Source organism: Rugamonas sp. DEMB1 (assembly GCF_029834475.1).
Classification (GTDB): Bacteria; Pseudomonadota; Gammaproteobacteria; order Burkholderiales; family Burkholderiaceae_D; genus Rugamonas; species Rugamonas rubra.
The window spans coordinates 670,823-690,889 of the sequence record NZ_CP122407.1 but is presented as its reverse complement, the minus strand read 5'-3'; the positions used below and the strand labels follow the sequence as shown (position 1 = coordinate 690,889).

Here is a 20,067-nt window from a genome sequence, read left to right as displayed (position 1 = left end):
ATGCTGCATATCGTCGACGATGAAGCGGTGGTGCGCGATTCGCTGTCCTGGCTGGCCGCCTCGCGCGCCATCCCGGCGCGCGCCTACGACTGCGCCGCCCAGTTCCTGGACTACGTCAAGGAGGGCCAGTTCGACCCCGAGGGCGACTGCGTGCTGCTCGACGTGCGCATGCCGGACATGAACGGCGTCGCCCTGTTCGACCTGCTGGCCGGGCGCGGCCTGGCGCAGCGCCTGCCGGTGATCTTCCTGACCGGCCACGGCGACGTGCCGATGGCGGTCGACACGCTCAAGCGCGGCGCCTTCGACTTCTTCGAGAAGCCCTTCAACGACAACCAGCTGATGGACCGCGTGCAGGAGGCCTGGCCGGCTCGCGCCAGGCCAGCGCGCTGGCGGCGGTGCACGCCCGCCTGGCCACGCTGTCGGGCCGCGAGCGCGAGGTGCTCGACCTGATCCTGGCCGGCAAAATGAACAAGGTGGTGGCCGACCAGCTGGGCATCAGCATGCGCACCGTCGAGGTCCACCGCGCCCACATCTTCGACAAGATGCAGGTCAAGACGGCGGTCGAGCTGGCCGGTTTGCTGAAGTAGGAAAGCGCCCGTTCCGTTACCTGCGAACCAAGGCTGCGAGCGCTTGATTCGGGTCATACAAAGGCATACCATGGCCTGAATATCCGCCCCCACGGTATAACATCGGCTGATGATTACCTGGGACGACAACAAACGGCGCCGCAACCTTCGAGTACACGGTATCGACCTGGCCGATCTGGAATGCGTGTTTGATTCCTTTATGCTGACGGTTGAGGACACTGCGCTGGCTTATGGGGAGACGCGCCTGCAAAGCCTGTGTTGGTTTCATGGCAGCGTGGTCTTCATGGTGTGGACCGAGCGAGCAGATGGCGCGCGGATAATCTCATGCCGAAAAGGAAGCGGACATGAAAAACGAACATATATTCAAGCCCTACCACATTAGTGCCCAAGAAATTGAGGCTGCGCTTGCTGAGGCCCCGGTGCATGTTGACGACCCACAATGCCCCTACGACCCAAACGATCCTGCGGCAGTGGAAGCATATTGGGCCAACGCCCGCCCCACTTTACCCGGACAACACCGGTTCCAACAACAAAGTGCGCTAATGACAGAAAAGACCGTTGTCGAGAAAATGTACGTGAAGAACGCGACGGCGATCGTCGTGCTGAACGCGGACGCGCGCCACGCGGCGCTGCTGGCGCAACTGCCGGCCGGGCTGTTCGACAACGGCGCCGAACTGGCCGACTTCGTGCTCGTATTCGTCAACAGCCGGGGCGAGCTGGAGGCGTTGCTGCCGCAGGCGAAGGCGCGCCTGGCCGCCAAAGGCGCGTTGTGGGTCGCCTACGTCAAGGGGACGTCGAAGCACAAGTCGGACGTCCACCGCGACACCATCCGCGACCACGCCGCCACGCTCGGCCTGGACAGCGTGGCCATGATCTCCATCGACGACGACTGGTCGGCGCTGCGCCTGAAACACCTTTCCTGAACAGTCCGCTTCAAACGGCCGGCGCCTATTGGTGACAAGCCAGCGCCCACTCGACGTGCTCGCGCACCAGTTCCGACTCGTGCGCGCGGCGCGACAGCAGCGCCGCGACGATGGCGGCGTCGCCCTTGGCGCCGGCCGCCGCCGCGTTGCCCATGCCGACCGCCAGGTTGCGCAACCAGCTGACATGGCCGATGCGGCGGATCGGGCTGCCCTCCATCTTGCGGTTGAACTCCTCCTCGCTCCAGGCGAACAACTCGACCATCGAGGCGCTGCCCAGGCCGTGGCGCTCGTCGAAGTCGGGCAGCACGGCGCGCTGGGCGAACTTGTTCCACGGGCAGACGCTCTGGCAGTCGTCGCAGCCGTAGACGCGGTTGCCGATCAGCGGCCGCAGCTCGACCGGAATGGCGCTCTTCGATTCGATGGTCAGGTAGGAGATGCAGCGCCGCGCGTCGAGCCGCCCCGGGCCGAGGATGGCCTGGGTCGGGCAGGCCGTGATGCAAGCGTTGCAGCCGCCGCAGTGGGCGCCCACCGGCTCGTCCACCGGCAGCGGGATGTCGACCAGGATCTCGCCCATGAAGAACAGCGAGCCGCCGTCGCGGTTGATCAGCAGGGTGTGCTTGCCGCGCCAGCCCAGGCCGGCCTTCTGCGCCAGCGGCAGCTCCATCACCGGCGCCGAGTCGGTGAAGACGCGGTAGCCGAACTCGCCGCACTCGGCGCGGATGCGGTCGGCCAGCTGCTGCAAACGGGCGCGCAGCACCTTGTGGTAGTCGCGACCCCGGGCGTAGACCGAGATCACCGCCGCGCCCGGGTCGGCCAGCCGCGCCGCCTCGGCCGCGCGCCAGTCGCCGACCATCGCCGCATCGGTGGCGGTGGCGGCTTTCGCGCCGCCCCCCGCTACGTCCTTCGGCAGGTAGTTCATGCGCGCGCAGATGACCCGCACCGTGCCCGGCACCAGCTCGTCCGGACGGGCCCGCTTCATGCCGTGGCTGGCCATGTAGTCCATTTCGCCGTGCATGCCGGCGTCCAGCCAGGCCTGCAGGCCGGCCTCCTGGGCGCTCAGGTCGATGTCGGCGACGCGCAGCTCGGCGAAGCCCAGCTCGACGCCCCATTGCTTGATGCGGACGGCAAGTTCGGCTAATTTGGATTCAGACAGGGACATCGGCGTAGACAGGCTTTACAATGCAGGCAGGCGGGCCGGCGCGGCCCGCGAACGATCTTCAGACCCACATTCTATTCCATGCCGTATTTTAAAGCCCACCTCCACGACGAAGAAGCCACCGCCGCCCTGGGCGCCGCGCTGGCGCGCGCCCTGGCGCCCGGCCTGGCGATCCACCTGCACGGCGACCTTGGCGCCGGCAAGACCGCGCTCACCCGCGCCCTGCTGCACGCCGCCGGCCACGTCGGCCACGTCAAGAGCCCGACCTACACCCTGTCCGAGCCCTACCAGGTACAGATCGGCGGGCGCGCCGTCGGCGTCATCCACTTCGACTTGTACCGCATGGGCAGCGCGGAGGAGTTCCTCGACGCCGGCTTCCGCGAGGACTTCAACGGCGACAACATCTGCATCGTCGAGTGGCCGGAAAAGGCCGACCCGGTGCTGCCGCCGCCGGACCTGAATATTTTCCTGGCCGTTGCCGGCCAGGGCCGTGATGTAGAATTGCAGGCGTCGACCGCCCTGGGTATCTCATGTCTTCAACGCCTCAAATTCGCCCCCAACCTGTGAGCGAGCGCACCGTCACGCGCCGCACCGTGCTCAAGGCCGGCGGCACGCTGCTGCTGTCGGTTCTGTCGCCGCTGCCCGCCCTCGCCGCGCAGATCCTGGCGGTGCGGGTCTGGCCGGCCGACGACTACACCCGCGTCACGCTGGAGAACGACGCCAGCCTGAAGGCCACCCACTTCGTGGTCAAGGACCCGGAACGGCTGGTGGTCGACATCGAGGGCCTGGAGCTGAACCCCACGCTGAAAAGCCTGGTCGCCAAGATCCAATCCAACGACCCCTACATCAAACAAGTGCGCGTCGGCCAGAACCGGCCCAACGTGGTGCGCCTGGTGTTCGACCTGAAGGAGGAGATCACGCCGCAGGTGTTCACGCTGGCCCCGGCCGGCAACTACAAACACCGCCTGATCTTCGACCTGTACCCGGTCAAGCCGGTCGATCCGCTGACGGCGATGATCGAAAAACGCGACTGGTCGAGCGACACGCCGACGGCCAAGGCGCCGGCCGCCAAAGCCGAGCCGACACCGCCCAAAACCGCCGAAGCCCCCGCCCACCTGCCGGAAGTGCACAAGGGCGAGCTGACCAAGCCGGACATCGCCGCCATCATGCGCGGCGACGGCAAGGTTGATGGCAAGGCCGACGGCAAGCCAGGCACCAAGGCCAAGGCCGAGGCCAAGGCCGAGGCCAAGGCCGAGGCGGAGGCCAAGGCCGAAGAGAGGGCCGAAGCCAGGGCCGAGGCGAAAGCCGAAGCCAAGCTGGAGGCCAAGCAGGAAGCCCGCGCCGAAGCCAAGGGCGGCCCGGCGCAGAAGATGGTGCGCATGCTGACCATCGCCCTCGACCCCGGCCACGGCGGCGAGGACCCCGGCGCCTCCGGCAAGAACGGCAGCCGCGAGAAGGACATCGTGCTGTCCATCGCCAAGCGGCTCAAGGCCAAGCTGGAGGAGCATCCCAACATGCGCGTCATGCTGACCCGCGACGGCGACTACTTCGTCCCGCTCGGCACCCGCGTCGACAAGGCGCGCAAGGTGCAGGCCGACCTGTTCGTCTCGATCCACGCCGACGCCTTCGTCGAGCCGAGCGCGCGCGGCTCGTCGGTGTTCGTGCTGTCGGAAAAAGGCGCCAGCTCGGGCGCCGCGCGCTGGCTGGCCAACAAGGAAAACCTGGCCGACGCCATCGGCGGCGTCAACGCCTCCGGCCACGACAAGCAGCTCGCCAGCGTGCTGTTCGACCTGTCCACCACGGCGCAGATCAACGACAGCCTCAAGCTGGGCAAGGCGGTGTTGGGCGAGATCGGCGGCATCAACCGCCTGCACAAGGGCTCGGTCGAGCAGGCCGGCTTCGCCGTGCTGAAGGCGCCGGACATCCCGTCCATCCTGATCGAGACGGCCTTCATCTCCAACCCGGAGGAGGAGGCCAAGCTGCTCGACAACGGCTACCAGGACCAGATCGCCGACGCCATCGTCAAGGGCATCCGCCGCTACTTCGCCAAGAATCCGCCGCTGTCGAAGAACCGCCTGACCTGAGCCCGGACCGACACACCGATCCACCGACCCACAAAGGAAGCAGACGATGGCAGTAGTGACGATGGTTGAATACGGCAGCCTGCCGGCGGTGCGCATTTGCGCCGCCGACGGCGCCCAGGCCACGGTGGCGCTGTTCGGCGCCCACCTGCTGTCCTGGCAAACGGCCGACGGCAAGGAGCGCCTGTTCTGCAGCAGCCAGTCGGCGCTCGACGGCGGCAAGGCCATCCGTGGCGGCGTGCCGGTCATCTTCCCCCAGTTTAATGTGCGCGGCGACGGCCAGCGCCACGGCTTCGCCCGCGTCAGCACCTGGCGCCTGGCCGACAGCGGCAGCGACGGCGCGCTGGCCTGGGCCGAGTTCGCGCTGACGCCGGACGACCTGGCGCCAGCCACGGCGCAGGCTTGGCCGCACGCCTTCGCGCTGCGCCTGCGCTGCGCGCTGCAGGGCGACACGCTGGCGATCGACTTCACCGTCCGCAACACCGGCGCCGAGGGCTTCCCCTTCGGCGTGGCGCTGCACACCTACTTCGACGTCGGCCAGCTGGCCGCCGTCCGCATCGACGGCCTGCAAGGCGCCCGCTACACCGACCACCAGTTGAACACCAGCGTGCAGGAGCCGGCCTCCTTGCGCTTCGAGCAGAAGCTCGACCGCCTCTACCAGGCCCCGCCGGCGCTGACGCTGCACACGGCCGACGCCGCGCTGCGCCTGGAGCAGCAGGGCTTCAGCGAATGGGTGGTGTGGAATCCGGGCGCGGCCGACGCGGCGGCGCTGGCCGACCTGGCCGACGACGAGTATCTGCGCTTCGTCTGCATCGAGCCGGCGCGGGTCGACCAGCAGACGCTGGCCGCCGGCGCCGAATGGAGCGGCCGCCACCGCATCGTCTGCGCGCCGCGCGGCTAGCAGGCCCTGGCAGAGGCGCGTCGCAAGTCGGGAATAGTCTGCGGCGCAACCATAGGGTCAGACCCTAGGGTCTGACCCTTCAACGCGCCAGCGGGACCCTGCAACGGCGCCCGAGGCATCCTGCGAGCCGCCTTGCCGCCTAATTCGACTCCTTGATCATCCGCCCCGAACCGGGCTGGATAGGCCGCGAGTTGAGCGGATACAGGCGGCTGAACAGCGCCATCTGCGCCGGCGAGGCCTGCAGCGGCTCCTTCATCACCAGCCACAACACGCCCTCGCTGCACGGCGGCGTGGTCAACGAGCCCATATAGGTGAAGTAGTCGCGCCGCTGCGGGATCAGGTCGGCCGGGTCGAGCACGATGGACGGCGTGCTGGTCTCGAGCTTCTCCAGCGGCAGGTTGTTCCACACCGTCTGGATGGTCGGCTGCGGCCGGCCCCGTTCCAGCATCAGCGCCACCACGGCCAGGCGGCCCTCGGCGTCCTTGTGCACCAGGTGCAGCACCATCTCGTAACCCTTGCCGTTGATGCGCTCCTCCGACGGCCGGTGGAAGTGGAACTGCACCAGCTCGTACATGCGGTTCTGGATGGTGATGAAATTGCCGCCACTGAGCATCACCTGCACGGTGTGGCCGTTGTCGATCACGCTGAACGAGGACGGCTTGTAGTCGAAGGCGATCTGCTCCAGCTCGACCTTCATGCCGTCGCGGATGTCGATCGGCGACTGGCGGTTGCCGCTGCCGCACTTGGCCCAGTCCGGATTGATGCGGCCCCAGTTGGCCGGCCCCGTCTCGCCCTCGTAGGACCAGTGGTTGCTGCGGAACTGAGGCGGCGGCGTGGCGGCGACCACGGCGGCGGCCTTCCTGGCGCGGGCCTGGGCGGCGACGCGGGCGGCCTGGTTGGCGCGCATCACGGCCAGCCGGGCGGCGATCTTGGCCGACAGCTCGGCCTCGGCCTGGGCCTCGCGTTCGCGCTCGCTCATGCGCGGGCTGGACGCCGAGGAAGACGAGGACGAGGAGGACGACGCGGACGCCGACGCGGACGAGGACGAGCCGCCCGTCTTGGCGCCCTGGTTGCCGGTGCCGGGATAATGGGGACGGACCGGTTCGATGCCCTTGGCGGGCGCCGCCTTGATGGGTGGAGGATCGTTCGCGCTTGCCGTCGCGGTGACGAAACAGCAGGCTATCAGGGCGATCAGAGTACGCATGGGGATCCAGGTAGTAAAAGAGAATTACATACTGGTTTACGGATGCACTAGGGCAAAACTTGAGCCATGCGGGCCTTGCACTAGAGAATATATATGCTTTGGGGAAAAACCGGGCGCCAACGAAAACGCCACGGCGGGGGCCGTGGCGTCGGATTCAAGCGTTCGGTCCGGCGCCGGGCCGGACGGTCCATCGGGCGCTCAGCGGCCCAGCATGCGGCGCGACAGCTTCCACATGCCGCCCAGCGCCATCGGCACGACGGCGATGCCGACACCGAACAACACGATCTCGGTCAGGTGCTCGCGCACGATGGCGATGTTGCCGAAGAAGTAGCCGGCCGTGGTCAGCGCCACCACCCACAGCAGGGCGCCGGTGATGTTGTAGAGCTGGAAGCGGGCATGGGTCATGTCGGACACGCCGGCGACGAAGGGGGCGAAGGTGCGCACCACCGGCACGAAGCGGGCCAGGATGATGGTCTTGCCGCCGTGCTTCTCGAAGAAGTCGTGGGTGCGGCGCAGCGCGTCCTTGTTGAGCCAGCGGTAGTCGTGGGTGAACACCTTCTGCCCGATCTTCTCGCCGATCCAATAGTTCAGCGTGTTGCCCGTGATGGCCGCCGTCACCAGCAGGAACATCAGCAGCGCCAGGTTCATCTCGCCCACCGCGCACAGCGCGCCGGCGATGAACAGCAGCGTGTCGCCGGGGAAGAAGAACAGCACCACCAGGCCGGTCTCGCAAAAGATGATGGCGAACAACACGGCGTACACCAGCGTGCCGTATTGCTGAATCAGCAGTTCGAGCGTCTTGTCGACATGAAGGATCATGTCCAGAAATTGCATCAAATCCATATTCTTCCCATTGAGGTTGCGGCGGAATCATACACCACCGGCGGGCCCGGCGGCCGGCCGGCGGGGGATATTTGCAGGGGAAATTGTAAGTTTCCATTTCGGCCATATTGCGGATTACAATTGGCGACGGATCGTCCCGCCGCGCGCCGCGTCGCGGCCGGCCCCGCCACCATTCCCACCAGGAGACCCGGATGCAAGTTTCGACCGCCCAAACCCGCCCACGCGCCGCCCCGGCGCCGACCCTGTTGCCGCTGCGCATGCTGGCGCTGACGCTGGGCGCGCTGGTGCTGGCGCCGGCCGGCGCCGCCCGCGCCAACGCCGCCAGCGAGGCCAAGTCGGCCCCGGCGCCCGTGCCGGCCGCCAAGGCCACCGTGGCCGACGTCGTCAAGGCCTCCAAGCCGGGCGACTGGCGCCCGCTCGACCCGAACAACACCCTGTACATGGAGTTGCCGGGCGGCCGCGTGGTGATCGAACTGGCGCCCGACTTCGCCCCCAACAACATCGCCAACATCAAGGCGCTGGCGCAGGAGCGCTACTACGACGGCCTGGCCGTGCTGCGCTCGCAGGACAACTTCGTCGCCCAGTGGGGCGACCCGGACGAGAAGAACCCCAGGCCGTTCAAGAACGCCAAGGCCAAGGTGGCCGGCGAGTTCACCGTGCCGATGTCCAGCGACAAGCACTTCGTGCGCCTGCCCGACCACGACGGCTACGCCCCGCTGGTGGGCCACTCGAACGGCTTCCCGGTCGGCCGCGACCCGAAAATGCGCAGCACCTGGCTGGCCCACTGCTACGGCATGGTCGGCGTCGGCCGCGACAACGACAGCGACAGCGGCAACGGCGCCGAGCTGTACGCGGTGACCGGCCACGCGCCGCGCCAGCTCGACCGCAACATCACCGTGGTCGGCCGCGTGGTGGCCGGCATGCCGCTGCTGTCGGCGCTGCCGCGCGGCGCCGCGCCGATGGGCTACTACGACAAGCCGGAGCAGCGCACGCCGATCAAGTCGCTGCGCCTGGCCGCCGAGCTGCCCGAGGCCGAGCGCAGCCGGCTCGAGGTGATGCGCAGCGACTCGCCCACCTACCAGGCCGCCGTCGAGGCGCAGCGCAACCGTGGCGGGCCGTGGAACAAGTACGCGGCCGGCCACATCGAGCTGTGCAACGCCCCCATCCCGGTGCGCGAGCAGGCCGCCAAATAGCCGCCCGCTACCCGGTATAATCGCGGCATGAACGCGCCCGACACCCCCACCCGCCCCCCCCGCCCCATCCAGGCCCTGCCCGACCAGCTGATTTCCCAGATCGCCGCCGGCGAGGTGGTCGAGCGGCCCTCCGCCGTGGTCAAGGAGCTGCTGGAGAACGCGCTCGACTCCGGCGCCACCCAGGTCACCGTGCGCATCGAGGAGGGCGGCGTCAAGCGCATCGCCATCACCGACAACGGCCGCGGCATCGCCCCCGAGCAGCTGCCGCTGGCGCTGGCGCGCCACGCCACCTCGAAGATCGCCTCGCTCGACGACCTGGAAAACGTCGGCACGCTGGGCTTCCGTGGCGAGGCGCTGGCCTCGATCGCCTCGGTGGCCTCGGTCACGCTGACCTCGCGCACCGCCGACGCCGCCCACGCCTGGGAGATCGTCGGCTCGCACCACGGCACCGTGGCGCCCTCATCCGGCGCGCACGGCACCACCGTCGACGTGCAGGACCTGTACTTCAACACGCCGGCGCGGCGCAAGTTCCTCAAGTCCGAGCAGACCGAGTTCGGCCACTGCGCCGAGGTGGTGCGCCGCATCGCCCTTGCGCGGCCCGACGTGTCGTTCTCGCTCAGCCACAACGGCCGCACCGTCGACCACTGGAACGTCAGCGAGATGGCCAAGCGCAGCGCCCACATCCTCGGCGACGGCTTCGCCGAGGCCCGCCTGGCCATCGACGAGCAGGCCGGCCCGCTGCGCGTGCACGGCTACGTCGGCCTGCCGACCGCCTCCAAGGCGCGCGCCGACGCCCAGTTCTTCTACGTGAACGGCCGCTTCGTGCGCGACAAGCTGCTGGTCCACGCCGTCAAGGCGGCCTACCAGGACGTGCTGCACGGCGACCGCTTCCCGTCCTACGTGCTGGCGCTCGAGCTCGACCCGGTGCTGGTCGACGTCAACGTCCACCCTTCCAAGATCGAGGTGCGCTTCCGCGACAGCCGCGCGGTGCACCAGTTCGTCTTCCACGCCGTGCAGCGCGCGCTGGCGCAAACCTCGGCCACCGCCAACGGCACCGTGCCGGCGCCGCAGGCGGCCGGCGCCGGGCTGGGCGGCGCACCCGCCCCGGCCATGCGCGAACAGGAGCAGACCAGCTTCGGCGCCCTGCTCTCGCCGCACTACACGCCGACCTTCTCGCCGTCGCCGTTCGGCGCGCGCGGCGGCGCCGGCAGCGGCGGCGGCGTGGCGCAGAGCAGCGAGCGCTACGGCGCGCTGTTCGCCGACTCCGGCTCGGCCGCGCGCTCCGGCGGCGGGTCTGGCGGCTCCGGCGGCGGTTCGGCCGGCTCCGGCGGCTCCGCCGGCTTCGTTGGCGGCTTCGGCGCCGAACGTGGCACGTCTTCCGGCGCGGGCTTCGGCGCCGGCAGCGGCTTCGACCTGGACAAGACGCTGCCGCAGGCCTCGGCCTACACCGCCACGCCCGAGGCCATGGCGCAGGAGGAGTTCCCGCTCGGCTTCGCCCTGGCCCAGCTGCACGGCATCTACATCCTGGCGCAGAACGGCAAGGGCCTGGTGCTGGTGGACATGCACGCCGCCCACGAGCGCATCCTCTATGAACAACTGAAGAGCGCCCTCGACGGCCAGGTGGCCGGCCACGACATGCAGATCCAGCCGCTGCTGATCCCCATCACCTTCTACGCCGACGCGCTGGAGGTGGCCACGGTGCAGGAGAACCAGGACACGCTGCACGCGCTCGGCTTCGACATCGCCGCGCTGTCGCCGACCACGCTGGCGGTGCGCGCCGTGCCGGTGCTGCTGAAGAACGCCGACGCGCAAACCCTGGCGCGCGACGTGCTGCGCGACGTGCGCGAATTCGGCGGCTCGCGCGTGCTCATCGAGCGACGCAACGAGCTGCTCGGCACCCTGGCCTGCCACACGGCGGTGCGCGCCAACCGCATCCTGTCGACCCAGGAGATGAACGCCCTGCTGCGCCAGATGGAGGCGACCGAACGCGCCGACCAGTGCAACCACGGCCGCCCGACCTGGGTGCAGGTGGAAATCGCCGCGCTCGACAAGCTGTTCCTGCGCGGCCAATAAAGAAACGATTCATGACTACTCAAGCACACCGTCCGTTGGCCGTCGCCATCATGGGGCCCACCGCCTCCGGCAAGACCGCCGCCGCCCTCGCCATCGCCGCGCGCATCCCCTCCGAGATCATCTCGGTCGACTCGGCGCTGGTGTACCGGGGCATGGACATCGGCACCGCCAAGCCGACCCGCGCCGAGCGCGCCGCCGCGCCGCACCACCTGATCGACATCATCGACCCGCTGGACGCCTACTCGGTGGCGCAGTTCCGCAACGACACGCTGCGCCTGGTCGACGACATCGTCGGGCGCGGCAAGCTGCCGCTGCTGGTGGGCGGCACCATGTTGTACTTCAAGGGACTGGCCGACGGCCTCGACGAGCTGCCCGGCGCCGACCCGGCGCTGCGCGCCCAACTGGAGGACGAGGCGGCGCGCCACGGCTGGCCGGCCATGCACACCCGCCTGGCCGCGCTCGACCCGGTGACGGCGGCGCGGCTGGCGCCCAACGACGCCCAGCGCATCCAGCGCGCGCTGGAGATCTGCGCGCTGAGCGGCAAGCCGATGTCCGAGCTGTTGGCGCTGCGCGAAAAGACCGAGCTGCCGTTCGAGCTGCTGTCGTTCGCGCTGGAGCCGTCCGACCGCGCCGTGCTGCACGAGCGCATCGCGCGCCGCTTCGACATCATGCTCGACGAGAGCAGCGACGACAATCTGATCCGCGAGGTGGAGGTGCTGCGCCGCCGGGGCGACCTGCATCCGGGCCTGCCCTCGATGCGCTGCGTCGGCTACCGCCAGGCGTGGGAGTATTTGGATGGGGAGATCGACTACAAGACCATGCGCGAGACCGGCATCATCGCCACGCGCCAGCTGGCCAAGCGCCAGCTGACCTGGCTGCGCTCGATGCCGCAGCGAGTCGTCATCGATTGCCTGGGAAGCGATCCGGCCGCGACGATGCTGGCGCAGATCGCGGCGCACGGCCGCCAGGCCGGCGCCGGTGTTACGCCAACTTAGAGGGCCGGCTTCGGAGCTTCGATCGCATAGGTCGCAATCTCGGGCTCGCCTGCGATCAGCGACGGCAGGCGCTCCTCCAGGGTTTTGAAGTACGCCATGGCGAAGTGGGCGTCCAGATCGGCGCGGCTCTTCCACAGCTCGAAGAAGACGAAGCGCTGTGGATTGAGCGGCTCCTGGAGGAAGTCGTAGCGCACGCAGCCCGGCTCGGCGCGCGACAGCGGCACCAGCATGGCGGCGAGGTCGAGCACGGCGGGGATGGCGTCGGGTTTGGTGGTGAATGTGACGGAATGAACCAGCATGGATGAATCCTGACTTGAAGAGCGGAGCTTGGAACTCGGCGCCGCCCGCAGGCGGCGCCGAAACAGATGCGGAATGCCCGGCCGGCAAAAAGCGGCATCCCTGGATTGAAACGTTCACAATCTTGCCCAAATTTTAACAGCTCAAGCGATTCCGTGTGCGCCGCCGGCCAAAGCGCGCCTCAAGCCGGCGCGCCGACCCCATCCATGTAAATGATTTCCCAAATATGCCCGTCGAGGTCCTGGAAGCCGTGGCCGTACATGAAGCCGTGGTCCTGCGCCGCCTTGTACAGCGCGCCGCCGGCCGCCAGCGCCTTGCCGACCAGGGCGTCGACCTGCTCGCGGCTGTCGACCTGCAGGCAGATCAACACCTCGGTGCTGGTGTGGGCGTCGCAGATCGGCTTCGGCGTGAAGCTGCGGAACTTCTCCTCGCTCAGCAGCATGACGAAGATGTTCCCGGCGACCACCATGCAGGTGGCCGTCTCGTCGGTGAAGCGCTGGTTGAAGTGGTAGCCCAGGCTGGTGAAGAAGGCGATCGACTTGCCCAGGTCCCGCACCGGCAGGTTGACGAAGATGTTGGTGGCCATGCTCTCTCCCGTAAAAGACGGCCGTCGCGCGCGGCCACGCCCCAGCATACCAATTTGCCAATTTTCCGGCGCAGCGCTGGCGAAAAATGCCTGCGGGACGGAAAATCGCGCAAATTTCTCAGGGCCAGCCTTGACAGCTTTTCGCCCACGCCCGATAATGCTGGGCGTTGCAGGTGATATAGCTCAGTTGGTTAGAGCACAGCATTCATAATGCTGGGGTCGGTGGTTCAAGTCCACCTATCACCACCAAGAACACATCAAAACTGGTCCGAGCCTACACCGTTCGGGCCATTTTTGTTTCGGTGATATAGCTCAGTTGGTTAGAGCACAGCATTCATAATGCTGGGGTCGGTGGTTCAAGTCCACCTATCACCACCAATACGAGAAGCCGCCGCCCCGCAAGGGTCGGCGGTTTTTTCATTTGTGCTTTCGCATATAGCCGTCACAAGGAAGCGCGGCCGCAAAGCGACAGACAAATGCAGATACGCTAAACTATCCCTACTCGACAAAATGATGGGAGCTAGCTCATGCCCACGTCAAAGCACCCCAGTTACGCTGCGCCTTCACCGGTTCCGACAATACGCAACCCTATCGTGGGAAGCGTGCCGCAAATTGGCACCCAAGCGAGCCACGAGACGGCGGCCCTGGCAGCAAATCAACGGCAAGTGGATATGCTGCGTAGCATATTGCTGTCGGCACACTCCGCGCCATCCATTCCGAGCGTTGAACGGGCGTCAAATGGAGTGCTTGTCAAGCCCGACGAACCGGACGACACACTCAAGCGTACTCGTCGCGCCAAGAGAGAGGCGGCCTTAAACAAGGTGTTTGGGATCTGGAAGGTTCGTCCCGACGAACCAGAAGATAGCGTTGAATACCAGCGCCAGATACGTGCGGAATGGCGCTAGCTCTCTTCGATTCCAACATTCTCATCGACGCCCTCAAAGGCTACGAAGTAGCTCGCAGGGAGTTGATGCACTACGACGACGGTGCCATTAGTGCCATTACCTGGATAGAGGTTGTCTCCGGCACCCATCCCGCCGCACGGCCAGAAGTGATGACATTTCTAGCCGATTTCGAACTTCAGGTTATCCAAACCAATGAAACCATCATGCTGGAGGCCGCAAATTTGCGGGGAGCGAGTCTGTTCACTCCGCCGAAAATCGCCTTGCCGGACGCCATCATCATTGCCACCGGCAACGTGACCGGTCGCTTGATTATCACAAGGAACTGGAAGGACTTTCGCGGAACAAATATTCGTATTCCATACGAACTTCAAACCGACAATGGCGCGACAACTGCAGTCAATGTCCTTCCCTTCCCCGACTGAACAAGCCCAACCAACAGGGACGAGGTGGACTATACGCCACCTCGCGATCAAACTCCTCAGTGCGGAATCATGCCGGTCAGGAAGTAGGCCTGCACGGTGGTGATGATGCCGACGATGGTGGCGAACATCAGGCTGTGCTTGAGCGTGAAGCGGAACAGCTCCGACTCCTTGCCCACCAGGCCGGTGGCGGCGCAGGCCACGGCGATCGACTGCGGCGAGATCATCTTGCCGGTCACGCCGCCGGTGGTGTTGGCCGTCACCATCAGCGTGTCCGACAGGCCGAGCTGGTGCGCGGTGGTGTTTTGCAGCGAGCAGAACAGCGCGTTCGACGAGGTGTCCGAACCGGTCAGGAACACGCCCAGCCAGCCGAGGAAGGGCGAGAAGAACGGGAAGGCGACGCCGGTGCCGGCCAGCACCAGCGCCAGGGTCGACGACATGCCCGAGTAGTTGGCGACGAAGGCGAAGGCCAGCACCAGGCCGATCGACAGGATGGGACGCTTGAGTTCGACGATGGTCTGGACGAAGGCCTTGACGGCGGCGGCCGGCTTCATCTTCAACAGCACCACGGCGATGAGCGCCGTCAGCAGGATGGCGGTGCCGACGGCCGACAGGAAGTCGAGCTTGAGCACGGCGTCGTAGGCCTTCGGCGAGGCGACGATGGGGGCGGTCTTGATGACCAGCTTGTCGAGGAAGGGCACGTGGAACTTGAGCACGGTGTCGGCCAGCGCGCCCTTGGCGGCGAACAGCCCTCGAACCACGGCAGACTCCAGACGGTGACGACGGCGGTCAGGATCAGGAACGGCGACCAGGCGCGCACGGTCTGCGCCGGCGTGAACGGCGAAGCCTTGCGGCCGTCCGGCTTGGCGCCACCGCTGAAGCCACCTGCGCCGCCGGTACCACCGAAGCCACCCAGCGCGGCGGCGCCGCCGCCGACCGAGACGCTAGCGCGCGCGGCGGCCTTGGCGCTGGCCGGCTGCCAGACTTTCAGGAAGCCGGTCAGCGAGACCAGGCAGACCAGGGCCGAGGTGATGTCCGGCAGTTCCGGGCCGATGAAGTTGGAGGTGACGTACTGGGTCACGGCGAAGCTGGCGCCGGCCACCAGGGCGGCGGGCCACACCTCGCGGATGCCGCGGAAGCCGTCCATCATGAACACCAGCCAGAACGGCACCAGCAGCGACAGCAGCGGCAGCTGGCGGCCGGCCATGGCGCCGATCAGCATCGGGTCGATGCCGGTCACTTGGCCGGCGACGATGATGGGGATGCCCATGGCGCCGAAGGCCACCGGCGCGGTGTTGGCGATCAGGCACAGGCCGGCCGCGTACAGCGGGTTGAAGCCCAGGCCGACCAGCAGCGCGGCGGTGATCGCCACCGGCGCGCCGAAGCCGGCCGCGCCCTCGAGGAAGGCGCCGAAGGCGAAGCCGATCAGCAGCATCTGCAGGCGCTGGTCGTCGGTGATCGCCACCACCGAGGCGCGGATCACGTCGAGCTGGCCGGTCTGCTCGACCACCTTGTAGAGGAACACCGCCGTGACGATGATCCAGGCCACCGGCCACAGGCCGTAGGCGAAACCGTAGCCGGCCGCCGCCAGCGCCTGCGACACCGGCATGCCGTAGGCGAAAATGGCCACCACCAGCGCCAGCGTCAGCGTGACGGCGGCGGCGATGTGGCCCTTGATGCGCCAAACGGCCAGCGCGAGGAAGAAGAAGATGATGGGTACGGCGGCCACGAACGCCGACAGCCCTAGGCTGCCGAGCGGTGTGTATATTTGACTCCAGGCTTGCATGGTGACTCCTCCAAGGATGCTTGTTGAACTATTTTTATGTGGGACGACGGGACAGGCAAAACAACAAAATCTGCGGACGCGGGAGGCCGGGCCGGCGGGCGGCGCGGCGGCTTGCGGGTGCTACGGGGGCGACGCTTTCGGGCTCAGGGAAGGCGCCGCAAGTACTTTTACTCGACGGCCTACTCGGGCTGGTCGCGCTCGCGCAGCAGGTCGGCCAGGCTGCGCGCGGCCGGTTTGAGCGGGGCGCGGTGCGCGGTCCAGCCCAGCTGCTGCTTGGGCGCGAAGGCGCGCAGGCGCGTGGCGGCCCAGCGGAACAGGCGGTACACATTGGGCCGGGCGAAGGCGCCGCTCCAGAAGCGCCACACCAGCTTGTCGGCGCGCGAGAACTGGGCGCCCTGGCCGCGCAGCGGGTTGTCGACCTGCTGGGCCGGATCGCGGTTGGCCTCGGTGCGCAGGCGGATCAGCAACTGCGGAATCGGGATGCGCACCGGGCACACCTCGCCGCAGGCGCCGCACAGGCTAGACGCGGTGGCCAGGTCGGCGGTGGCGGCCAGTCCCAGCAGGTGCGGCGAGATGATCTTGCCGATCGGGCCGGGATAGGTGGTGCCGTAGGCGTGGCCGCCGACGCGGGCGTACACCGGGCAGTGGTTCATGCAGGCGCCGCAGCGGATGCACTGCAGGGTCGAACGCAGCTGCTCGTCGGCGTAGGCCTGGCTGCGGCCGTTGTCGAGCAGGACCAGGTGGACGGCGCGCGGGCCGTCGCGCTCGTCGCCCCGGCGCGGACCGGAGATCAGGTTGAAATAGGTGGTGATCGCCTGGCCGGTGGCCGAGCGGGTCAGCAGGCTGGCCAGCGGCACGATGTGCTCCAGCTTGGCCACCACCTTCTCCATACCCATGATAGCGATATGGGTATCCGGCACCGTGGTGCTCAAACGGCCGTTGCCCTCGTTCTCGACCAGCCACAGCGTGCCGGTGTCGGCCGCCGCGAAGTTCACGCCGGACAAGCCGATGTCGGCGTCGACAAAGGCCTGGCGCAGCGCGCGCCGGCCGGTCTGGATCAGGCTGTCGACGTCCTCGGTGTAGGGCGTGTCGGGGATGTTCTGCTCGAACAGGGCGCCGATGTCGGCCTTGGTCTTGTGGATCGCCGGCATGACGATGTGCGAGGGCTTCTCGCCGGCCATCTGCACGATGTACTCGCCCATGTCCGACTCCAGGCAGGTGACGCCGTGCCCCTCGAGGAAGTGGTTCAGCTCGATCTCCTCGCTGGCCATCGACTTGCCCTTGATGACCTTGCGCGCGTCGGCCTGGCGGGCGATGGCCAAGATGATGGCGTTGGCCTGGTCGGCGTCGGCGGCCCAGTGCACCTGCACGCCGGCGGCGGAAAGATTGGTCTCCAGCTGCACCAGCAGGTCGGGCAGGTTGGCCAGCGCGTGCTGGCGGATCGCCTCGCCCAGGTCGCGCATCTGTTCCAGCTCGGCGCCGTCGGGGAACTGCACGACGCGCTTGGCCTGCAAGAAGTCCATCGCGCCACGGAAGCTCTTGCGCAGCTTGGGGTCGTCCAGCGCGGCGCGGGCGCGGCTGCGGAAGTCCGCCGCCGGCACGAAGTGCAGCGGGGCGGCGCTCATTGCAGGCCTCCTTGCGAGGCCAGCGACAGGCTGGCGGCGGTGCCGGCCAGTTCGCCGTCGAGCACGATCACCACCCACATCCAGCGCGGGCCGTGGGCGCCGTAGGCCAGCGTCTGCTGGATGTCCGAGGTCTTCGACGGGCCGGAGGCCAGCACCAGGTTGCTCGGCATGCCCTCGCCCCAGCGCTCGGCCTGCGCGGCGGCGTACAAGTCGCGGTGCAGCGTGCTGGCGTAGACCAGGGCGACGTGCAGCGGCGGCACCAGCGAGACGGTGCGCGGCGTGCCACGGTCCGGCGCCAGCACCAGCGTGCCGGTGGCGGCGATGCCGGAGCGGGCCACGGTGAAGCCGGCGCCGACGCTGTCGAACAGCTCGGCCTTCCACTGCTCCAGCGGCAGGTTGAATGCCAGCGGCTGCACCGAGTCCGGCAGGGCCTGCGCCAACGCGGCGCCCTCGGCGCTGGCCGGGTCGAGCAGCAGGCGGCGCACGCCCTTGGCGGCGAGCTTGTCGGCCAGCAGCCGCGGCCAGTCCGCGCCGTTGGCCAGCCAAACGTCGGCGTGCGAGGCGCTCATCGCCTCCTGCATGGAGCGCACCAGGTCCAGCGGCGCGAGCGGCTGGGCGGCGTGGCGGCCGGCGTAGTAGTCGTCGATGCGCCGCTGCAGCTGCGCCACGTCGCCGCCGTCGGCCGGCGCGGCGGCGCGCAGGCGGCCGAGCATTTGTTCGCGCGCGCCCGGGCCGCTCATTTGGCGCTCCCGGCGGCCTTGCCGTTGACGCGGCGCCAGAGGAAGCTGGCCATGTGCTCGACCTCCAGCGGCGCCTCCTGGAAGCGGGCGGCGTGGCCGATGTTGAGCAGGCAGCCGCAGTCGGCCGAGACCAGCCGGCCGGCGCCGGTGGCGCAGGCGGCGGCCACCTTGTCCTTGACCATGGCGCCGGAGATGTCGGCGTGCTTGAGCGCGAAGGTGCCGCCGAAGCCGCAGCATTCCGATTCGTGTTCGTGTTCGATGCGGCGCACGCCGGGCAGCGCGTCGACCAGCGCCACGCCGTGGGCGCGGGTGCCCATCTCGCGGCGCGCGCCGCAGGAGGTGTGCAGCACCACGTCCTCGGCCGGCGCGCCGACGGCGGCGCGGTAGTCCACCTTCAGCACGTGCAGCAGGAATTCGCTCAGTTCGTAGACGCGGCCGGCCAGCTCCTGCGCCTTGGCGGCGTTGGCCGGGTCGTCGGCGAACAGCTGCGGCCAGTGGTGGCGCATCATGCCGGCGCAGGAGCCGGACGGCACCACCACCGGCCAGGCTTGGGCAAACAGGTCGAGCTGGGCCAGCGCCACGGCGCGCGCCTCGTCGGGATTGCCGCTGCTGTAGGCCGGCTGGCCGCAGCAGCTCTGGCCGCGCGGGAAGTGCACCGTCATGCCCTCGCGTTCGAGCAGGCGCACGGCGTCCAGCCCGGCTTCGGGCATGAACAGGTCGATCACGCAGGTGCCGAACAGGTAGACCTGCTTGGGGGCGGTGGGATAGTCTCGGTCCTGCATGGTGTCTCCTCGATGGGGGCGGTTTGCGTATTGTTTTTATAGCGTCCATAATCCCAGCGTATGCGGCGGGCCACAAATTGGTTGGACCAGTCGCACATTAGACGGATTATTGGACGTCAAGGCGCCGGGAATGCCGGCAAACCCCAGCGGCGAAGATCCAGGGTCAGACCCTAGGGTCTGACCCTAGGTTTGCGCCGTTGGGTTTTGTCGGCGTCCCGGTGTGCGTGAACCAGAAAAAGGGGATGGCGATGCGCGGCAGGCAGGCGGTTGGACGGGTGGCGGAGGTGATACAGCGGCTGGAGGCGGCCATGCTGGACGGCTCGCTGCCGGCCAACGCCAAGCTGCCGGCCGAGCGCGTGCTGGCCGAGCAGTACCAAGTGTCGCGCAACACGGTGCGCGAGGCGATCCAGCGCTTGGGCGCGCGCGGCCTGCTGCGCAGCCGGCCCGGCGCCGGCGTCTACGTCACCGACCAGCTGCGCACCGGCATCAGCACGCCGTGGGGCGAGCTGGTGGCCGACCACCCCGGCGTGCGCGAGGACATCCTCGAGTTCCGCCGCGTGCTGGAGGGCGCCACCGCCTACTTCGCGGCGCAGCGCGCCACCAGCGAGGAGCGCGCCAACATCAAGGGCCTGATGCAGGAGCTGGAGCAGGCGCGCCGCGACGACAACCGGCCGGCCGAGGCCAACGCCGACACCCGCCTGCACGAGGCGATCGCGCTGGCCTCGCACAACTCGATGTTCCTGCACCTGCACACCAGCATACTGAGCATGCTGCGCGAGCACATCACCCTGAACGGCAACGGCCTGCGCGAGATCGACGCCAGCGTCGCCGAGCAGCTGCTGCAACAGCACCGCAGCGTGGCCGAATCGATCTATTCGAACCGGCCGGAGGAGGCGCGCACCGCCATGCAGACGCATATCGACTTCGTGCGCAGCCGCTTCGGGCCGGAGCTGGACTAGCCCGGCTGGTCG

Annotated in this window: 19 protein-coding genes, 2 tRNA genes and 2 pseudogenes; 14 read left to right on the top strand and 9 right to left on the bottom strand. The window is 68.0% G+C overall.

Going from position 1 to position 20,067, the window contains the following annotated elements:
* The 3 genes and pseudogenes from QC826_RS03210 to QC826_RS03200 all read left to right on the top strand — a co-directional run bounded on the left by QC826_RS03210 (window position 1) and on the right by QC826_RS03200 (window position 1,510).
* Window positions 1-587: pseudogene (locus QC826_RS03210) on the top strand (response regulator transcription factor).
* Window positions 588-696: 109 nt separating this feature from the next.
* Window positions 697-969 carry a BrnT family toxin gene (locus QC826_RS03205; protein WP_279764367.1) on the top strand — a complete coding sequence of 91 codons (273 nt, stop codon included), beginning with the start codon at window positions 697-699 and terminating at the stop codon, window positions 967-969.
* A gap of 160 nt (window positions 970-1,129) precedes the next feature.
* Window positions 1,130-1,510 carry a DUF3052 family protein gene (locus QC826_RS03200; RefSeq protein WP_279764366.1) on the top strand — a complete coding sequence of 127 codons (381 nt, stop codon included), beginning with the start codon at window positions 1,130-1,132 and terminating at the stop codon, window positions 1,508-1,510.
* Between the two features lie 25 nt (window positions 1,511-1,535).
* On the opposite strand, the gene queG is transcribed toward QC826_RS03200, so the two are convergent.
* Window positions 1,536-2,669, bottom strand: a complete 1,134-nt coding sequence (gene queG, locus QC826_RS03195) for a tRNA epoxyqueuosine(34) reductase QueG (protein WP_279764365.1) — start codon at window positions 2,667-2,669, stop codon at window positions 1,536-1,538.
* Between the two features lie 78 nt (window positions 2,670-2,747).
* Between queG and tsaE the strand changes: the two genes are divergently transcribed.
* Genes tsaE through QC826_RS03180 form a run of 3 tightly spaced genes read left to right on the top strand, consistent with a single transcriptional unit; the run spans window position 2,748 to window position 5,648 of the window.
* A complete protein-coding gene (tsaE, locus tag QC826_RS03190) occupies window positions 2,748-3,233 on the top strand; it encodes a tRNA (adenosine(37)-N6)-threonylcarbamoyltransferase complex ATPase subunit type 1 TsaE (protein WP_279764364.1) in 486 nt (161 codons plus the stop codon).
* Window positions 3,197-4,750, top strand: coding sequence for an N-acetylmuramoyl-L-alanine amidase (locus QC826_RS03185; protein ID WP_279764363.1), 1,554 nt, complete (start codon window positions 3,197-3,199; stop codon window positions 4,748-4,750). Before tsaE ends, QC826_RS03185 begins: the two co-directional genes overlap by 37 nt.
* A gap of 46 nt (window positions 4,751-4,796) precedes the next feature.
* Window positions 4,797-5,648 carry a D-hexose-6-phosphate mutarotase gene (locus QC826_RS03180; RefSeq protein ID WP_279764361.1) on the top strand — a complete coding sequence of 284 codons (852 nt, stop codon included), beginning with the start codon at window positions 4,797-4,799 and terminating at the stop codon, window positions 5,646-5,648.
* Between the two features lie 139 nt (window positions 5,649-5,787).
* On the opposite strand, the gene QC826_RS03175 is transcribed toward QC826_RS03180, so the two are convergent.
* Both QC826_RS03175 and QC826_RS03170 read right to left on the bottom strand, forming a co-directional pair.
* On the bottom strand, window positions 5,788-6,852 hold the full coding sequence (locus QC826_RS03175; RefSeq protein ID WP_279764360.1) for a carbonic anhydrase: 1,065 nt from the start codon (window positions 6,850-6,852) through the stop codon (window positions 5,788-5,790).
* A gap of 198 nt (window positions 6,853-7,050) precedes the next feature.
* Window positions 7,051-7,695 carry a VTT domain-containing protein gene (locus tag QC826_RS03170; RefSeq protein ID WP_279764359.1) on the bottom strand — a complete coding sequence of 215 codons (645 nt, stop codon included), beginning with the start codon at window positions 7,693-7,695 and terminating at the stop codon, window positions 7,051-7,053.
* 257 nt (window positions 7,696-7,952) lie between these two features.
* Here QC826_RS03170 and QC826_RS03165 point away from each other — a divergent pair, with 257 nt between their 5' ends.
* From QC826_RS03165 to miaA, 3 genes are read left to right on the top strand one after another with little or no spacing between them, the layout of a single operon-like run.
* Window positions 7,953-8,888: a peptidylprolyl isomerase gene (locus QC826_RS03165; RefSeq protein ID WP_409567857.1), complete on the top strand. Its 936-nt coding sequence runs from the start codon at window positions 7,953-7,955 to the stop codon at window positions 8,886-8,888.
* A gap of 27 nt (window positions 8,889-8,915) precedes the next feature.
* Window positions 8,916-10,961, top strand: a complete 2,046-nt coding sequence (mutL, locus tag QC826_RS03160) for a DNA mismatch repair endonuclease MutL (protein ID WP_279764357.1) — start codon at window positions 8,916-8,918, stop codon at window positions 10,959-10,961.
* Window positions 10,962-10,972: 11 nt separating this feature from the next.
* The gene (gene miaA / locus QC826_RS03155) at window positions 10,973-11,956 is read left to right on the top strand and encodes a tRNA (adenosine(37)-N6)-dimethylallyltransferase MiaA (protein WP_279764356.1); all 984 of its coding nucleotides are present in this window, start codon (window positions 10,973-10,975) and stop codon (window positions 11,954-11,956) included.
* Here miaA and QC826_RS03150 read toward each other — a convergent pair.
* Both QC826_RS03150 and QC826_RS03145 read right to left on the bottom strand, forming a co-directional pair.
* Entirely contained in the window at window positions 11,953-12,255 is a 303-nt protein-coding gene (locus tag QC826_RS03150) for a putative quinol monooxygenase (protein ID WP_279764355.1), read from the bottom strand. The genes miaA and QC826_RS03150 overlap by 4 nt on opposite strands.
* Before the next feature lie 179 nt (window positions 12,256-12,434).
* Window positions 12,435-12,839, bottom strand: a complete 405-nt coding sequence (locus tag QC826_RS03145; RefSeq protein WP_279764354.1) for a VOC family protein — start codon at window positions 12,837-12,839, stop codon at window positions 12,435-12,437.
* A gap of 172 nt (window positions 12,840-13,011) precedes the next feature.
* Between QC826_RS03145 and QC826_RS03140 the strand changes: the two genes are divergently transcribed.
* From QC826_RS03140 to QC826_RS03125, 4 genes are all read left to right on the top strand, one after another.
* A tRNA-Met gene (locus tag QC826_RS03140) sits at window positions 13,012-13,088 on the top strand.
* A 52-nt stretch (window positions 13,089-13,140) separates the two neighbouring features.
* A tRNA-Met gene (locus QC826_RS03135) sits at window positions 13,141-13,217 on the top strand.
* A gap of 215 nt (window positions 13,218-13,432) precedes the next feature.
* Window positions 13,433-13,744 (top strand): hypothetical protein, encoded by a 312-nt coding sequence (locus QC826_RS03130; RefSeq protein WP_279764353.1) that lies wholly within the window; start codon window positions 13,433-13,435, stop codon window positions 13,742-13,744.
* Complete coding sequence (locus tag QC826_RS03125) at window positions 13,735-14,166, top strand: PIN domain-containing protein (protein ID WP_279764352.1); 432 nt, start codon at window positions 13,735-13,737, stop codon at window positions 14,164-14,166. The genes QC826_RS03130 and QC826_RS03125 overlap by 10 nt, the downstream gene beginning before the upstream one ends.
* 56 nt (window positions 14,167-14,222) lie before the next feature.
* Here the strand turns inward: QC826_RS03125 and QC826_RS03120 are convergent.
* The 4 genes and pseudogenes from QC826_RS03120 to QC826_RS03105 form a co-directional block, all read right to left on the bottom strand.
* A pseudogene (locus QC826_RS03120) lies at window positions 14,223-15,949 on the bottom strand (lactate permease LctP family transporter).
* Window positions 15,950-16,128: 179 nt separating this feature from the next.
* A complete protein-coding gene (locus QC826_RS03115; RefSeq protein ID WP_279764351.1) occupies window positions 16,129-17,574 on the bottom strand; it encodes a LutB/LldF family L-lactate oxidation iron-sulfur protein in 1,446 nt (481 codons plus the stop codon).
* Window positions 17,571-18,314, bottom strand: a complete 744-nt coding sequence (locus QC826_RS03110; protein ID WP_279764350.1) for a lactate utilization protein C — start codon at window positions 18,312-18,314, stop codon at window positions 17,571-17,573. The genes QC826_RS03115 and QC826_RS03110 overlap by 4 nt, the downstream gene beginning before the upstream one ends.
* Window positions 18,311-19,096, bottom strand: coding sequence for a (Fe-S)-binding protein (locus tag QC826_RS03105; protein ID WP_279764349.1), 786 nt, complete (start codon window positions 19,094-19,096; stop codon window positions 18,311-18,313). Before QC826_RS03105 ends, QC826_RS03110 begins: the two co-directional genes overlap by 4 nt.
* A 248-nt stretch (window positions 19,097-19,344) precedes the next feature.
* Between QC826_RS03105 and QC826_RS03100 the strand changes: the two genes are divergently transcribed.
* Window positions 19,345-20,055: a FadR/GntR family transcriptional regulator gene (locus QC826_RS03100; protein WP_093382777.1), complete on the top strand. Its 711-nt coding sequence runs from the start codon at window positions 19,345-19,347 to the stop codon at window positions 20,053-20,055.
* Window positions 20,056-20,067: the final 12 nt, after the last annotated feature.

Coding starts and splice junctions, on each gene's coding strand:
- QC826_RS03205 (WP_279764367.1), top strand. CDS start 697: ATGATTACCTGGGACGACAACAAACGGCGCCGCAACCTTCGAGTACAC.
- QC826_RS03200 (WP_279764366.1), top strand. CDS start 1,130: ATGACAGAAAAGACCGTTGTCGAGAAAATGTACGTGAAGAACGCGACG.
- queG (WP_279764365.1), bottom strand. CDS start 2,669: ATGTCCCTGTCTGAATCCAAATTAGCCGAACTTGCCGTCCGCATCAAG.
- tsaE (WP_279764364.1), top strand. CDS start 2,748: ATGCCGTATTTTAAAGCCCACCTCCACGACGAAGAAGCCACCGCCGCC.
- QC826_RS03185 (WP_279764363.1), top strand. CDS start 3,197: ATGTCTTCAACGCCTCAAATTCGCCCCCAACCTGTGAGCGAGCGCACC.
- QC826_RS03180 (WP_279764361.1), top strand. CDS start 4,797: ATGGCAGTAGTGACGATGGTTGAATACGGCAGCCTGCCGGCGGTGCGC.
- QC826_RS03175 (WP_279764360.1), bottom strand. CDS start 6,852: ATGCGTACTCTGATCGCCCTGATAGCCTGCTGTTTCGTCACCGCGACG.
- QC826_RS03170 (WP_279764359.1), bottom strand. CDS start 7,695: ATGGATTTGATGCAATTTCTGGACATGATCCTTCATGTCGACAAGACG.
- QC826_RS03165 (WP_409567857.1), top strand. CDS start 7,953: ATGCTGGCGCTGACGCTGGGCGCGCTGGTGCTGGCGCCGGCCGGCGCC.
- mutL (WP_279764357.1), top strand. CDS start 8,916: ATGAACGCGCCCGACACCCCCACCCGCCCCCCCCGCCCCATCCAGGCC.
- miaA (WP_279764356.1), top strand. CDS start 10,973: ATGACTACTCAAGCACACCGTCCGTTGGCCGTCGCCATCATGGGGCCC.
- QC826_RS03150 (WP_279764355.1), bottom strand. CDS start 12,255: ATGCTGGTTCATTCCGTCACATTCACCACCAAACCCGACGCCATCCCC.
- QC826_RS03145 (WP_279764354.1), bottom strand. CDS start 12,839: ATGGCCACCAACATCTTCGTCAACCTGCCGGTGCGGGACCTGGGCAAG.
- QC826_RS03125 (WP_279764352.1), top strand. CDS start 13,735: ATGGCGCTAGCTCTCTTCGATTCCAACATTCTCATCGACGCCCTCAAA.
- QC826_RS03115 (WP_279764351.1), bottom strand. CDS start 17,574: ATGAGCGCCGCCCCGCTGCACTTCGTGCCGGCGGCGGACTTCCGCAGC.
- QC826_RS03110 (WP_279764350.1), bottom strand. CDS start 18,314: ATGAGCGGCCCGGGCGCGCGCGAACAAATGCTCGGCCGCCTGCGCGCC.
- QC826_RS03105 (WP_279764349.1), bottom strand. CDS start 19,096: ATGCAGGACCGAGACTATCCCACCGCCCCCAAGCAGGTCTACCTGTTC.
- QC826_RS03100 (WP_093382777.1), top strand. CDS start 19,345: ATGCGCGGCAGGCAGGCGGTTGGACGGGTGGCGGAGGTGATACAGCGG.